Below are 12,264 nucleotides of genomic sequence, written 5' to 3' on the forward strand. Positions count from 1 at the left end.
TCTTCGGTCGCGCTATGAGCTCTGCCCCTGGTGTGTCTCATGCAGTGAATCGAGGTAATCTGCCCAAGCCTGCATCATTCTCCTCCGCTCTGGCAAGTGCTGCGCAAAGTTATAGCTGGCTCGGACCTTGTTTCTATCGCCGTGGGCAAGCTGGCGTTCCACCACGTCAGAGGGCCAGCCTTGTTCGTGCAGGATGGTGCTTGCCATTGAGCGGAAGCCGTGGCCCGTCATCTCACCCTTCTCGTAACCCATGCGGCGCAGCGCGGCGAGAACGGCATTCTCACTCATGGGACGGTCAGCCGACCTTGCTCCAGGGAATACATAGCGCCCGCCTCCCGTGAGCGGCTGTAGCTCATGGAGCACTTCGAGCGCTTGCCGCGAGAGGGGAACAATGTGCTTCTCCTTCATCTTCATGCGGGCTCCAGGGATGCGCCACTCTCCCGTTTCAAGGTCAAGCTCTGTCCACTCGGCATGGCGAAGCTCCCCAGGCCGCACAAAGGTGAGCGGTGCAAGCTTGAGGGCGCAGCGCGTCACAGGGGAGCCCTGGTAGCTTTCAATGGCCCTCAGAAGCTCGCCTATCTCCTTTGGCTCGTGGATGCTGGCAAAGTGCCGCTTCTTTGGGGGGGCGATTGCGCCGCGAAGGTCTGCGGCAACGTCACGCTCTGCCCGTCCTGTTGCCAGGGCGTAGCGGAATATCTCTCCGCACTTCTGCAAGTCACGGCGGGCGGTTTCCACCGCTCCTCGGCTCTCAATTCGGCGGATGACTGCGAGGAGTTCGGGCGGGGTGATCTCGCGGATCGGGCGCGACCCAATGTAGGGGAAGATGTCCTTTTGAAGGCGGCTGATGATCGTGAGCGCGGTGTTGTCCGTCCATGTGTGCCGGAACTTCGTGTGCCACTCCTCGGCTATGAGCTGAAAGGTTTCACCCGTTGCTCGCTCGACGGCCTTAAGAGCCTGCTTCTCAATGGCAGGGTCAACCCCTCTTTTCAGCTCCGCTTGAAGCCTGTCGCGTTCAAGCCGAGCGGCCCGCAGTGATACCTTCGGGTAGACCCCAAGGGAGGTGCGCCTTTCGACGCCTCCGACGCGGTACTTCCAGCGCCAGAGCTTAGATCCGTTGGGCATTACCAGCAGAAATAAGCCTTCGCTGTCGTAAAGGGTGTACTGCTTTTCTTTGGGAGCGGCGTTCTTGACGGCGGGGTCTGTCAGCTTCATTGGTATCACTTTCCGGCTTGGGGTGGTATCACTGGCTCGTGATACCTAAGGTGATACCAACTAATCCGCGGTTGTCAATGGACGCAAGTAGACCGCCCTGGACGATAATCCGGGGTGATTATGGCGTTTTCATTGACTTTTTGGACTATCTCGGACTTGGCTGGATTATCAAATGGCGGAGAGGGTGGGAAACGGCTCGCTTTATCGTATCTACATGAAATAGCTTGGCTTACTTTGGCGCTGTGTGGCTCCGTGTTATACAGTCGTGTGAGGCAGCCCCGGTGGCCCCTCCTGGTCTGCCATCTGCCGGAAAGTCCTTGTCCTGTCAATGTTTCCTGAAGATAGCGGCCCGCCTTGATCGTCGATGTGGATTCTGTGATGGGACTCGAACCCACGTACGGATTATGGTGATCCAGGCTGCCTGTTGCCCTGTGCTTGACCCCGTGAGGACTTCAGTCCAGTATGTCCCAGTTGGTACACTGGTGGGCTGAAGGGAGCTTGGGGGAAAGGATGTTGATTGGGGGCTATAGGCGTTGGGGTGTGAGCCGCTCGGACAAGGAGCCGCTGTTGCGGTTTATCCTGGCAGGCCTTGAAGATGCGGGGTGCCGTGTCCTCTACCACTCCGACCCTGGCGAGGCCCCCTTCCTGGTGTCCTTCGAGACCCCGAGCGGGGAGCGCCAGAGCATCCTCTGCTACGCCTTCCTGGCGAACTCCAAGCTCACCAAGAACAGGCCTGATGACGAGCACCGCTTCCAGGTGAAACTCGGCTCCGATCCCAAGGCCATCCTTGACCTCTACCAAGACCCGCTTGAAGTTACGACCACCTTGTTCGTGGGCATCGACCCCGAGCGGGGCTTCCTGGTGGCCGCCGATCCCGTCCTCCACAGCCCGACCAAGATGTTCATCTCCATCGAGTTCAAGCGTAGCCATGCCGAGGCCATCGAGAAGGACGGCTGGTGCGCCTGGGAAAGGGCCAGCGCGAGGCGTCCAGGCCAGCCCGTAGAGGTGCTGGTGGGGGCGGTGAGGAGCCGCCTCCTGGACCTCGTCCGCTTCGAGCGGGCTGCCAAGGGGCTTGATCAGGGGCACCGCCAGCTCCTGGCCGAGAAGTTCAAAGGTGGCCTGTTGGACCTGTTGGGCGCCAGGAAGGAGTCGGATCGTCACCGCCTCATCAAGGAACTGGGCTTGAGCGGCCCGGCCCTCTTCGACCTGATAGACGAGACCGCCCGGCTCAAGATGGCCGTGCGTGGCTGGGTGGCCGAGGTCCACCTGGAGAAGCTCCTCCAGGCCGTCCCCGACGTGTCCAGGTGCGCCAGGATCAACGAAGAGGGCAAGCCGGACATCTCCTTGCTGTATCACCACCACGGGCCGATCCTCATCGAGTGCAAGAACGTCCTCCGCACCGTCCACAAGGATGGCTATCCACGGCTGGACTTCCAGAAGACCAGGGCCTCGAAGGCCGACCCGTGCTCCCGCTACTACCGCCCCGAGGACTTCTCCATCGTGGCGGCCTGCCTCCATTCCATCACGGAGGAGTGGGAGTTCCGCTACGCCCTCACGAGGGTTCTGCCGGAGCACCTGAAGTGTCCAGGGCGGATCAAGTCTGCGATCCAGGTCAAGGGCAGGACGTGGTTTGAGAACCCGGCAGAGGTTCTTGAACTCGCCGCGAGGTCCGCATGAGCAAGGGCCTTACCATCTTGAGCCTCTTCACGGGGGCCGGGGGCCTAGACTACGGTTTCGAGGCAGCAGGCTTCGAGACCTGTGTTGCCCTGGAGCTGGACAAGCTGTGCTGCACCAGCCTGGAGGCCAGCCGCAAGTGGCCCGTGATCCCCGAGGACATCCACCAGACCCCGACACGGGCCATCCTGGACAAGGGCGGTCTTCGGGCTGGAGAGCTGGACCTCCTCATCGGTGGGCCTCCCTGTCAGCCATTCTCGAAGTCCGGCTGGTGGGCCAATGGAGACAGCCTCCGTCTGGACGATCCTCGGGCGGACACTCTGGCTGGCTACCTCCGCGTCCTCCGTGAAGCCCGCCCTCGGGCCTTCCTCCTGGAGAACGTGGCGGGCCTAGCCTTCGAGGGCAAGAACGAGGGGCTACGGCTCCTCACCACGACCCTGGAGACCATCAACCAGGAGGCTGGGACCAACTATCGCCCGAAGGTGTTGACCTTGAACGCGGCGAACTTCGGCGTCCCGCAGGCCAGGAGTCGGGTCTTCGTGATCGGCTCCCGTGAGGGGCTGGACTTCACGCCCCCTCGTGAGACCCACGCGGACCCTTCCATGCCCAGCCTGGGCGGCCTGGAGCCGTGGCACACAGCTTGGGATGCCATCGGGGGGCTTGGTGAGCCGAGGGATCTGGGCCTCCAGTTGACCGGGAAGTGGGCGGACCTGTTACCGTCCATCCCCGAGGGCCAGAACTACCTCTGGCACACCAGCCGCATGGGTGGGATGCCCCTGTTTGGCTGGAGGACACGGTACTGGAACTTCCTCCTCAAGCTGGCGAAGGACCGCCCGGCATGGACGATCCAGGCCCAGCCCGGCCCGGCCACGGGGCCGTTCCACTGGGACAACCGGAAGCTCTCCGGGGAGGAGCTGGCCCGCCTCCAGACCTTCCCCAAGGACGCCGTGATCCTGGGGGGGCGGGCGGATGTTCAGCGCCAGCTCGGCAATGCGGTCCCGAGCCTCTTGGCCGAAGTGTTGGGCCGGGAGATCGCCCGGCAGTTCTTCAAGGTGAAGCAGAAGACGAGCAAGCCCAAGCTCCTCCCCAAGCGACGCGATGACCTCCCGCCGCCGGAGCCTGTGGCCTCCGTCCCCGCCAAGTACCACGCGCTGGCCGGGGACCATGCCAGCCATCCCGGCACCGGACAAGGCCCGCTCTACTTGAGGGCGTAGTTCCGGCCTAAATCCAGCCCAAAAGTGTGAGCGTCTTCCTGCTCTCCCGTTCCGCCTAGGTTTCCCCCGGGGGAGGGTAAAAAAAGAGGCCCCGGGTCGCCCCGAGGCCTGCTGTGTAGTTGCGCTAATTGGGTCTAGCCCTTGGGGGGGAAGTCGTCGTTGCCGTGGCTGTCCTTCTGGCCGATCTGGCCGTTCCGGTTGTGGATCACGAACTCGCTCTCGACGTTCCGGCTGTGCTCGCGGCCCCAGTTGACGGCGTCCTGCTTGTTGTCAAACACGCGGGAGGCGCGGTCATTGCCGGTATCCTTGGAAGCCCAGCCGCCCTGGTGGGGCACGATGTGCGTCTGCTTGTTGCTCATGATGTTCTCCTAGGCCACCTTGTGGCCGATGAAGGTGATCGGGGTGGGCGCGTTGGCGGCCTTGGCAGTGCCCTGAAGGACGCCGTTCACAACCTTCGCGTTGAACTGGATGGGGATGACCTTGGCCCCGCTGAACAGCGGATCAGGAGTGCTGAAGTAGTGGGTTGCGGTCATCTGCCCAGCCAGCGAGTCGCCGTTGGGCTGATACGTCCCGACGTAGTAGTACTCGGTGTTGCCACCAGTAACCTTGCCGCCGTTGAAGGTGAGCACCATGGCCGAAGGCCGACCGAAGACGTTCGAGTTGATAGTCCAGAGACCATCCATAATTGTGCCCTCATTCAGGAGGGGAGGGGCTGCCCCCTCCCCGCTAGATGTTAAAGCCCTAGGTCCGCCACAGCCCGAGGAGGCCAGCAAGGCCCAGCCGGTCGCTCTTGCTCCGGTTGTTCTCCCACTGGAGCGGCTCCATGTTGCTCATGGTGTCGCTACCGCCCTTCGCCAGCGGAAAGATGTGGTCAATCTCCCAGCCGGTCGAGCTGTTGGTCTTGCCGTAGTTGCCCCAATGAATCAGGGTGCCGAAGCGGTCGCGCCGCGTCGTGTTGGGGTCGTGGCCGGGCACGATAACGGCCTTGCACCACACGGCAAAACGTTCGATGATGGTTAACTCACGACGAGGACTCGGGGTGCCGTATGAGGGCAGCCCACCAGCAAAGGGGACACGCATATCGGATTCCTCCATATGCAGTCGGTTGTGTCGCAATTTTCCCTTGCAGGTGGGCATGTGGTCGTGTAGAATCCCGATCACCCACTGATCAGGTGCCACTTGGCACCCACCTGGGAGCCCACCCTGCGACAACGGGGTGGTCTCCTTTTCTTGTCTTTCATTTATCGCAAAAAACTCTAGAAATGTCAAGGCGCCGGGATGGTAGGCGCCTCAACGCCTATTGACGGAAACCTTTGTGCCACAACGTCTCCCGGGCGTATGTTTTTTCATGTAAGTGCGTTTTGTAAGCCCTCTTCAGCTATGGTAACCGCAAGAATTTGATGATCCTGTCGGCTCTTACTCGTGGCCTGTTCCGGCGCTATTCAACGTGCGAGTTGGTCGAGCCTTGCTGCATTGGCAGGTAATTTTACCGGCCCCCGCCCTTCTTGTCGCCGCTGGTCAACGACTAATGCAACCCTGCCGAGGAGTGGGAAGGCCTATCCCCCTGTGCAGATAGGCCCCCCACGGATTTTCTGGCCTAGTCGGCGCCCTGAGCCGGAGCCTCTACAGGGGCATCAAGCGGCAGTGCTCCTTGTCCATTGCCTAGGTCCGATTTCAGCCCGATCTCCTGCATGGCTTTCCCCGCCGCCTTGCGTACCGGGGTGGTCTGGGTGATAACGCGCCCTCCCTGGATGATAGTCCCCTCCCAGAATGGAGAGTTCTTTTTCCAGTCCAAAGCCCCGAGCTTGTCGACGAAGGTCTCCCAATCTTTGACATCGTGCGTAAACAGCTCGTGACCGATGGTGCCGATCACGTTCATGCCTGTTGCCGTGAGGCAAACCCAGTCTTCTTCCCTGTACTTTGGGATGAGGCCTTTCTTTGGCGAGTCAGGATCAATCTCTGCGATTTCACGCAGCACCGGAATGGCCTGTGTCACCCTGTTGACAAATGCCACATACCAGTCCAGGTATTTCTTGTATTGGCGCTTCTCGCCCAGAAGCTCGTGCGCACGCTTCTCAAACTCGGAGTCGGCAGGGTTCCCGCGCACAAGCAGGTGCTTGATGAGCTGGCGCACTTGGTTGGCGAGGAATAGGTTTGTGGATTTCTTGCTTAACGTCTTGCTGGTGCTGTCGATTTTTCCGGTAAAGAGGGGGCATTCGGCGACGATGTCGGCGAGAATCCTGTTGGCGGGGTTCCGGGTGTCGAAGACCGAAAGCAGGCTCGGAGGGAGGGCCTTGGTCTTGGAGCAGTCAGCAAAGTCCTGATGAACTTGCGATAGTTCCGACTCGCACATGATCATTACGGAGAGGCTGTCATCGCGGAGCCGATGAGCTGCGTCGGGGTTGGTCTTTTCCAGCGCGATAATCGCCTCGAGGAGACCCTTCATCCTGTGCTGTCCGTCAGTGATGGAGAATGTCACGCCGATCGGCATGGCGAGGAAGCCAAGTTTGAAATTTCCGCCAGAGCTAATGGTGTAAACGTTGACAGGTTCCTGCACATTGAGAGTCAATGAGGGGATGATGTACTTTCCGTCGACGTTTTCCACCAAGTACTTGGCGATGTCTTGGGCATGCTTGGATTCAAGGGGGCGGTTGGTTGCGGACTTTGCATCGGCCATGCTGGCTCCCTTTATCGCAGAGCGTGGGATGAGCCGAGTCTCGATGAACTTGATGGGAAGGGCGCCCGAAAGGAATCTGCGTTCACCTTGCTTGGCGATGACAATTGGGAAGGTGAACCCCCCTGTGCTTGCCGACTCCAGATAGGCTGCCTGTTGAGCTTGGTCAAAGGTCGGGTGCTTGATGATCGTGACCTTGTCGAAGATTTCCTCGTCTGCCTTCATCGTATCCTCCTAGTTGTCTTGGCACTTCACGCAACGTCGTACACCAGGGACCGCAAGAACCCTGTCCGCTGGAATTTGGCTGCCGCACGCCTCACAGTAGGTGACGCCATGGGCCACAGTGGGCATTGAAAACAATGTTCTCTCGAAGCGAAGCTGGCAGAGGACAGTGTCTGGGGGGCCGGATTCCTCGTCCCACTCCTTGGTCGTGGTGACACCAGAGACTGGGCCGAAATCGTTAAGAACTAGGTAGCCGATCAGCCTCTCGGGCTTCAGGATGCTGGCCCAGGTGGTGTTCAACGAGCAGGGCAGGGGGGGCTTCGTCATGAGGGCCGAGGTCATCTCGGTATAGCCCTGCCTGAACCTCGCCTTGGCCATCATACGAGGCACTACTCCATGGAAGCTCACATACAGGTTGGCAACCTCAACCCTACCAATTTCAACGACGATCCCACCGCACACTGCTGCCGCTTGGGTGGCGCTCGCCTCCGCTTCTTTGGCAGAGGAGAAGCACAACAGGTTGACGTTTGTTTCGAACGCTCCGCTCATATCCACCTCCTGCGTGTACGTTTATATATGCGCGTTCGAAATGTCAATAGTGAGCGTAAGGAATGTTAGATGCGCGCGTACAACGTGCTGGCATGTATCGATTAAAATTTTGAGGGGCGGGGGGCTGGAGGCCCTCGGTTGGCGGGTGCTGGTGGTCTGGGAGTGCGAGATCAAGGACCATGTGGCCCTGGTGGACAAGCTCCGGGCCTTCCTGGGCACCACTCCGGCCTAAATCCAACCCAAAAATGTGAGCATCCTTCCCGCTCTCCATCCTTGCACTGGTTCCCCCGTGGGGTGTCCCCGCGCATGTGTGGCCCTGGTGCCCGGTCTCCGCGTTCGGGACGCGGTGCTCTGGTGCCCCACCGAGGCAGCCCCATACTCGTTTAGCAGGTGAGCGCCGGGCACTCCTCTAGGCCAGCCAGGCCGTGTTCTCCCGTTCTTGATATCGCACAAACGATCGTCTAGAAATGCTGTCACCACGTAGGAGGTGTTCAGCATGTGCAAGGTCTACGCGTACTTGAGGGTGTCCACGGACAGGCAGGACTTGGAGAACCAGCGGATGGAGATCACGGCTTACGCCGCACGGCAGGACCTGGTGGTGGACCAGTGGCTGGAGGTGGAGATCAGCAGCCGGAAGGACATCAGCCAGCGCCGGATCGTGGAGCTGCTGGACAGGCTCAAGCGTGGTGATGTGCTGGTGGTGTCCGAGGTCTCCCGGCTGGCCCGGTCCATGCGGGAGGTCCACAACATCATGGGGGACTTGGCCGCCAAGAAGGTGGAGGTCCACATCATCAAGCAGAACGTGGTGGCCCGTGGGGAAGGGGATATGACCACGGACATCCTGATCAACGCCTTCGCTATGGCTGCCCAGATGGAGCGGACCCTCATCAGCCAGAGGACGAAGAACGGCCTCGCCAGGGTGAAGGCCCAGGGGAAGAAGCTGGGCAACCCCAACCTGGAGCGCATCAACGCTGCCCGCCAGGAGAAGGCCGACCAGGGCGTGGAGCGCCTGCGGGCCACCTTGGCCGCGTTCAAGGGTCAGGGCATGACCCAACGGCGCATGGTGGAGGAGCTTAACGGCCTGGGGATCAGGACGGCCCAGGGCTGTGCCTGGAGCCTGTGCGGCGTGCAGAGGGCCTTGAAACGCTTGGGGCTGTAGTGCTGGGATGGCTTGGCCGGGAATTAGTGGTCCCTTCTTTAGGAGAATAGGCAGAGCCTATGGGTTCGGTTGGGGATGATTGCCCCGCGCGATGCCTGTGGGGGTGTGCGCGTAAAACTCGCCAGGATGGCTTTTGGGGCGCCTTTGTCGCATTCTGGCCTCGTAGTGGCCATTGGGGTGCAAAATGCGCTACAGGGCCATTTGTGGCCATTTTGCGCGGCATCCTACTGCCCTGTCCTCCTGGTGGGGTGCTGGCCTCACCCTGAAAGACCTCTCCACTTTTTGAGACCACCCTCCTTGACCTACTCCTCGTTTTGTGCAACGCGCGTGCGCGTAAGAAGAATACCTGTAGAGATTATATAGGGTACGACACTACCCTGGTTGGTCTCCTTCTAGAACTCCTTCTAGGTTTCCTTGTTGAGAAACAGGTAGATAAACAGGAAGAGGAACACCTAGAGTACTCCAATGGGGAGCGACTAGCTCACTTCCTGTGCCTTCTAGTACCCTAGTCGAGTCCATTGGTTGCCGGGCAGTTGGCCCCCCCGCCCCCAGGCACAGCCTCACTACCTCACCAGAGAGGCATGACCTGGCCTGTGAAGAGCAGCCTGGGGCCTGGTGGTGACGGGCGGCCCCTTGGTCATGGACCACCACCAGCCTGGTCCTCGCTTCCTCCCTGCCCAACTCCCTCCCCGTGTTCCAGCAGTGGGCAGCGGTATCCTCTGGACTTCACCCCGGATCGCCAAGGGGGAGGCCCAGAGGCTGTGCCGCTGGCCCCTGCTGTCGGAGGGGGAGGGTGGGGCCTTGGTCCGGGTTCGCCTGTCCACCCATCAATTCCTTTGCCCGGAGGGGGGAACAGGGTGGGTATCCCTGCCAGATCAACGGGGACAAGGTTCGACCACTAGATGTTGCTGTGTGTGTCCAACAAGTTGGAAAAATTGACTATTGAGCGTGATCGTGGCATACGCTTGGGAAAACCCTTTCAGGAGGACCAAGCACCATGACCATGTACAGCGCCCACGACCTGACCGAGACCCCCACCCCAGCCCTGTTCGGCTTCGACCTGTTCCACCTGATCACCTTCCGGCTGTGGCCCCGTGCCCTGGACCTAGCCGTCCTGCCCCAGTGGTTCCTGGCCCTGGAGATCAACTTCTCCCGCCGGGGTAGGGTGGTCGCTGGTCGGGTGCTCGGTAGGGGCATCTACGGGGTGGCTCTCTCCAAGTGGCGGTGGGGCATGACCAGGGAGGAGGATGGCTCCCTGGCCCTCAACCTGGGGAACGTGGCGGTGGTGGTTGATCCCAAGCAGCGGAAGGAGGCCCCCCAGATCGTGTAGCAGGGCCAACCGAGGGGACCAGGAAGCGGGCGGTGGGCGTGGGCTTGCCGCCCGTGTTGCGCCTGGGGTGGGGTTGGTGGACGCTCGGTGGACTTGATCTAGTGGGCGTGGTTGGGCCTGCCCCCTAGACTGTAGGGGCTGCCCGGATAGTGTCCTGCCAGGGCAGGCCACAAGGGGCCGTACACTGTACGAACCCTGCCCGTCCGCCTTACAGCCCCAACGGTTCCAGCAAGCCATTTGAGCGCGTTTTGAGGGCCAGGATGATGTCTAGGTCATCCGGGCCACCTTCAAGGGCTTATACGCGATCCTCGCGAGACGGTTTTCCCCCAAATGGGTGAGAACCTATGGCCTTGGGACCAGATGTTCCAGGTCCAGCCCAGGGAAGCGCAGCTTCGCCATTTCCTCGGCCAGCACCTGGAGGCCCGTTCCCGACCCGTACTCCTCGCCCACGCCGGGAATGGCATGGCCCTGGATCAGGTCGCGGTATTCCTTGGCTACCCTGGAGTTACGGAAGCCGTCCTTAACCGTGTGCCGGAAAGAGTGGAACACCTTGCGCGGGTCCGTGATCCCGTTGTCCCTGGCGTAGCGGCCCCACCACTTGGACCAGCTCTCCGTGGGGCTGTCCTGTGCGGACTTGAGGGCAGGGAACAGCGGTCCACCGCCCGCCTTCCGCCGTTCCTCCAGGTAGTCCAGGAAGCCCAGCCGGACCAGTTCCGGGTGGATGGGGACGTTTCGCTTGGCGCTCTTGGTCTTGGTTCCGGCGGTGGTGAGGTCGAAGAACAGGACACCCCACTCCTCCCTGACATCCTCCACACGGAGCCTACCCAGTTCCTGGAGCCTCGCCCCAGTGAACAGGGCCAGGATGGGCAGCCACTTGGCCGCCTCCCCACCCCCGGCCTTGGGGCGCTGGCACTTGGTGTAGACTGGGAAGCGGAAGATCAGGTTGAGGTCATCGGTGGAGTAGGGGACGCGAGTCTTGGGCTGGGACTTGCTGCCGTCCACCTTGATCCCCGCTGCCGGGTTGGTCTCCATGTAGCCATTCTTCTCGCCCCAGTTCATGACGGCCCCCACGGCCCCCAGAACCTTGTTGTTGACCGTCAGGGGGGACAGGCGTTCCAGCTCCGGGTGATTCTCGGCCAGTTCCAGCAGCTCGGGGACCGTCAGCCCCCGGTACTTGTGCGGGAGCCGGATCACGGACGGGAGCTTGAGCATGGCGGCCTTGAAGTCTCGGACATGGGCCTTGGTGATGGAGGTCAGCGGCAAGTCTCCGTGCAACTCTATGAAGCGCCGGACGTACACCCCGAAATCTTTGAGCGTGGCCTCGGGCTTGCTGCGCTGCTTTTCTTCGACCCACTTGTCGAAGAGGCCGGACAAGGTCAGTCCCCCGTCCGGGGGGGCCGGACTTCTGCTCAAGGCGGGCTTGGCGGGGAGCGGGGGGACTGGCTCCGAGTAGTCCCCCCAGGTCCGCCGCTGCTCCTGGCGCAGGAAGGTGATCCTGGCCTTCAGCAGTTCACGGGCCAGGAGGGAGTAATCCAGGGGGTGGGCCACCATGTCCAGGCCCTCGGCCTTCAGCAGCTCCTTGGCCTCCTGGAGGGCCATGCCGTAGTCATTGAGCGCCAGCCTCTCGGCTGCATCACTCTCCAGGTGTGCAAGGGTCTCCTCCCTGGCCTCCAGCGCCTCCTCGGTGGTGGGGCTGGTAGCCAGTGAGCGGAAGTCCTCGGCCCCTGCCAGAGCACTGTGGAGCCAGCGGAGGGCCAGCGCCTGGGCCTTGTCCTGGGTGAGCTGGGGCGTGGGCTGGGCTGCGGCTCCAGCGGCAAGGCGTTCCCGGACTTGGGCGAACTCCTGGTCCAGGCGGTGGGCCTCGGCCCTGGCCTTGTCGCAGGCTTCCCGGTGGATGCTGGTTCCCAGGCTGTGGGTGAGGAACTTCCGCCCGTAGTGCTGCACCAGATCAAGGGGCACACGGCGGGTGTAGTGCCAGTTGGAAGTCCCCGGACGGCGGTGGACGCCAGGACATTTCGGCATGGTGTTCATGACCCCGTGTATAGCAGCCATGTACAGCAGTCGGCAAGCCGGAAGCCCTTGGTGGGCAACAAGTAGATATGAAATCAGCGAGTTGGGTGTGTGATGGCGGAGAGGGTGGGATTCGAACCCACGTACGGATTATGAGTCCGTAACCCGATTTCGAGTCGGGCGCGGTACGGCCACTTCGCTACCTCTCCGCGCTTGAGAA

12 protein-coding genes and 1 tRNA gene are annotated in these 12,264 nt (G+C 61.5%); 5 read left to right on the top strand and 8 right to left on the bottom strand.

Annotation, left to right across the window (positions count from 1 at the left end; genetic code table 11):
* Positions 1 to 12: 12 nt before the first annotated feature.
* A complete protein-coding gene (locus CHB73_RS11160) occupies positions 13 to 1,212 on the bottom strand; it encodes a tyrosine-type recombinase/integrase (protein ID WP_089274643.1) in 1,200 nt (399 codons plus the stop codon).
* 540 nt (positions 1,213 to 1,752) lie between these two features.
* On the opposite strand from CHB73_RS11160, the gene CHB73_RS11165 reads away from it, so the two are divergent.
* Complete coding sequence (locus tag CHB73_RS11165; protein ID WP_143337374.1) at positions 1,753 to 2,889, top strand: hypothetical protein; 1,137 nt, start codon at positions 1,753 to 1,755, stop codon at positions 2,887 to 2,889.
* Positions 2,886 to 4,100 (top strand): DNA cytosine methyltransferase, encoded by a 1,215-nt coding sequence (locus CHB73_RS11170; protein WP_089274645.1) that lies wholly within the window; start codon positions 2,886 to 2,888, stop codon positions 4,098 to 4,100. Before CHB73_RS11165 ends, CHB73_RS11170 begins: the two co-directional genes overlap by 4 nt.
* A gap of 134 nt (positions 4,101 to 4,234) precedes the next feature.
* On the opposite strand, the gene CHB73_RS11175 is transcribed toward CHB73_RS11170, so the two are convergent.
* From CHB73_RS11175 to CHB73_RS17175, 5 genes are all read right to left on the bottom strand, one after another.
* On the bottom strand, positions 4,235 to 4,459 hold the full coding sequence (locus CHB73_RS11175) for a DUF2188 domain-containing protein (RefSeq protein ID WP_089274646.1): 225 nt from the start codon (positions 4,457 to 4,459) through the stop codon (positions 4,235 to 4,237).
* 9 nt (positions 4,460 to 4,468) lie between these two features.
* Positions 4,469 to 4,783, bottom strand: coding sequence for a hypothetical protein (locus tag CHB73_RS11180; protein WP_089274647.1), 315 nt, complete (start codon positions 4,781 to 4,783; stop codon positions 4,469 to 4,471).
* A gap of 58 nt (positions 4,784 to 4,841) precedes the next feature.
* The gene (locus CHB73_RS11185) at positions 4,842 to 5,195 is read right to left on the bottom strand and encodes an HNH endonuclease signature motif containing protein (RefSeq protein ID WP_218819393.1); all 354 of its coding nucleotides are present in this window, start codon (positions 5,193 to 5,195) and stop codon (positions 4,842 to 4,844) included.
* A gap of 502 nt (positions 5,196 to 5,697) precedes the next feature.
* Complete coding sequence (locus CHB73_RS11190) at positions 5,698 to 6,999, bottom strand: DNA sulfur modification protein DndB (protein ID WP_089274648.1); 1,302 nt, start codon at positions 6,997 to 6,999, stop codon at positions 5,698 to 5,700.
* Between the two features lie 9 nt (positions 7,000 to 7,008).
* Positions 7,009 to 7,545 carry a TraR/DksA C4-type zinc finger protein gene (locus CHB73_RS17175; protein WP_089274649.1) on the bottom strand — a complete coding sequence of 179 codons (537 nt, stop codon included), beginning with the start codon at positions 7,543 to 7,545 and terminating at the stop codon, positions 7,009 to 7,011.
* A gap of 109 nt (positions 7,546 to 7,654) precedes the next feature.
* Here CHB73_RS17175 and CHB73_RS17245 point away from each other — a divergent pair, with 109 nt between their 5' ends.
* The 3 genes from CHB73_RS17245 (at position 7,655) to CHB73_RS11205 (ending at position 10,034) form a co-directional block, all read left to right on the top strand.
* A complete protein-coding gene (locus tag CHB73_RS17245; RefSeq protein ID WP_268806911.1) occupies positions 7,655 to 7,777 on the top strand; it encodes a hypothetical protein in 123 nt (40 codons plus the stop codon).
* A gap of 264 nt (positions 7,778 to 8,041) precedes the next feature.
* Complete coding sequence (locus CHB73_RS11200) at positions 8,042 to 8,704, top strand: recombinase family protein (protein WP_089274650.1); 663 nt, start codon at positions 8,042 to 8,044, stop codon at positions 8,702 to 8,704.
* Positions 8,705 to 9,701: 997 nt separating this feature from the next.
* Complete coding sequence (locus CHB73_RS11205) at positions 9,702 to 10,034, top strand: hypothetical protein (protein WP_089274651.1); 333 nt, start codon at positions 9,702 to 9,704, stop codon at positions 10,032 to 10,034.
* Positions 10,035 to 10,376: 342 nt separating this feature from the next.
* Here CHB73_RS11205 and CHB73_RS11210 read toward each other — a convergent pair whose 3' ends face one another.
* Both CHB73_RS11210 and CHB73_RS11215 read right to left on the bottom strand, forming a co-directional pair.
* Positions 10,377 to 12,086 carry a DUF6538 domain-containing protein gene (locus CHB73_RS11210; protein ID WP_089274652.1) on the bottom strand — a complete coding sequence of 570 codons (1,710 nt, stop codon included), beginning with the start codon at positions 12,084 to 12,086 and terminating at the stop codon, positions 10,377 to 10,379.
* Positions 12,087 to 12,159: 73 nt separating this feature from the next.
* Positions 12,160 to 12,253: transfer RNA gene (locus tag CHB73_RS11215), tRNA-Ser, on the bottom strand.
* Between the last annotated feature and the right edge of the window lie 11 nt (positions 12,254 to 12,264).

It is taken from the genome of Humidesulfovibrio mexicanus (assembly GCF_900188225.1).
GTDB lineage: Bacteria > Desulfobacterota > Desulfovibrionia > Desulfovibrionales > Desulfovibrionaceae > Humidesulfovibrio > Humidesulfovibrio mexicanus.

Excerpts from the sequence above, each read along its gene's own strand:
- CHB73_RS11210 (WP_089274652.1), bottom strand. The coding sequence starts at position 12,086 with ATGGCTGCTATACACGGGGTCATGAACACCATGCCGAAATGTCCTGGC.
- CHB73_RS11185 (WP_218819393.1), bottom strand. The coding sequence starts at position 5,195 with ATGGAGGAATCCGATATGCGTGTCCCCTTTGCTGGTGGGCTGCCCTCA.
- CHB73_RS11200 (WP_089274650.1), top strand. The coding sequence starts at position 8,042 with ATGTGCAAGGTCTACGCGTACTTGAGGGTGTCCACGGACAGGCAGGAC.
- CHB73_RS11175 (WP_089274646.1), bottom strand. The coding sequence starts at position 4,459 with ATGAGCAACAAGCAGACGCACATCGTGCCCCACCAGGGCGGCTGGGCT.
- CHB73_RS17175 (WP_089274649.1), bottom strand. The coding sequence starts at position 7,545 with ATGAGCGGAGCGTTCGAAACAAACGTCAACCTGTTGTGCTTCTCCTCT.
- CHB73_RS11160 (WP_089274643.1), bottom strand. The coding sequence starts at position 1,212 with ATGAAGCTGACAGACCCCGCCGTCAAGAACGCCGCTCCCAAAGAAAAG.
- CHB73_RS11190 (WP_089274648.1), bottom strand. The coding sequence starts at position 6,999 with ATGAAGGCAGACGAGGAAATCTTCGACAAGGTCACGATCATCAAGCAC.
- CHB73_RS11180 (WP_089274647.1), bottom strand. The coding sequence starts at position 4,783 with ATGGATGGTCTCTGGACTATCAACTCGAACGTCTTCGGTCGGCCTTCG.
- CHB73_RS11205 (WP_089274651.1), top strand. The coding sequence starts at position 9,702 with ATGACCATGTACAGCGCCCACGACCTGACCGAGACCCCCACCCCAGCC.
- CHB73_RS11170 (WP_089274645.1), top strand. The coding sequence starts at position 2,886 with ATGAGCAAGGGCCTTACCATCTTGAGCCTCTTCACGGGGGCCGGGGGC.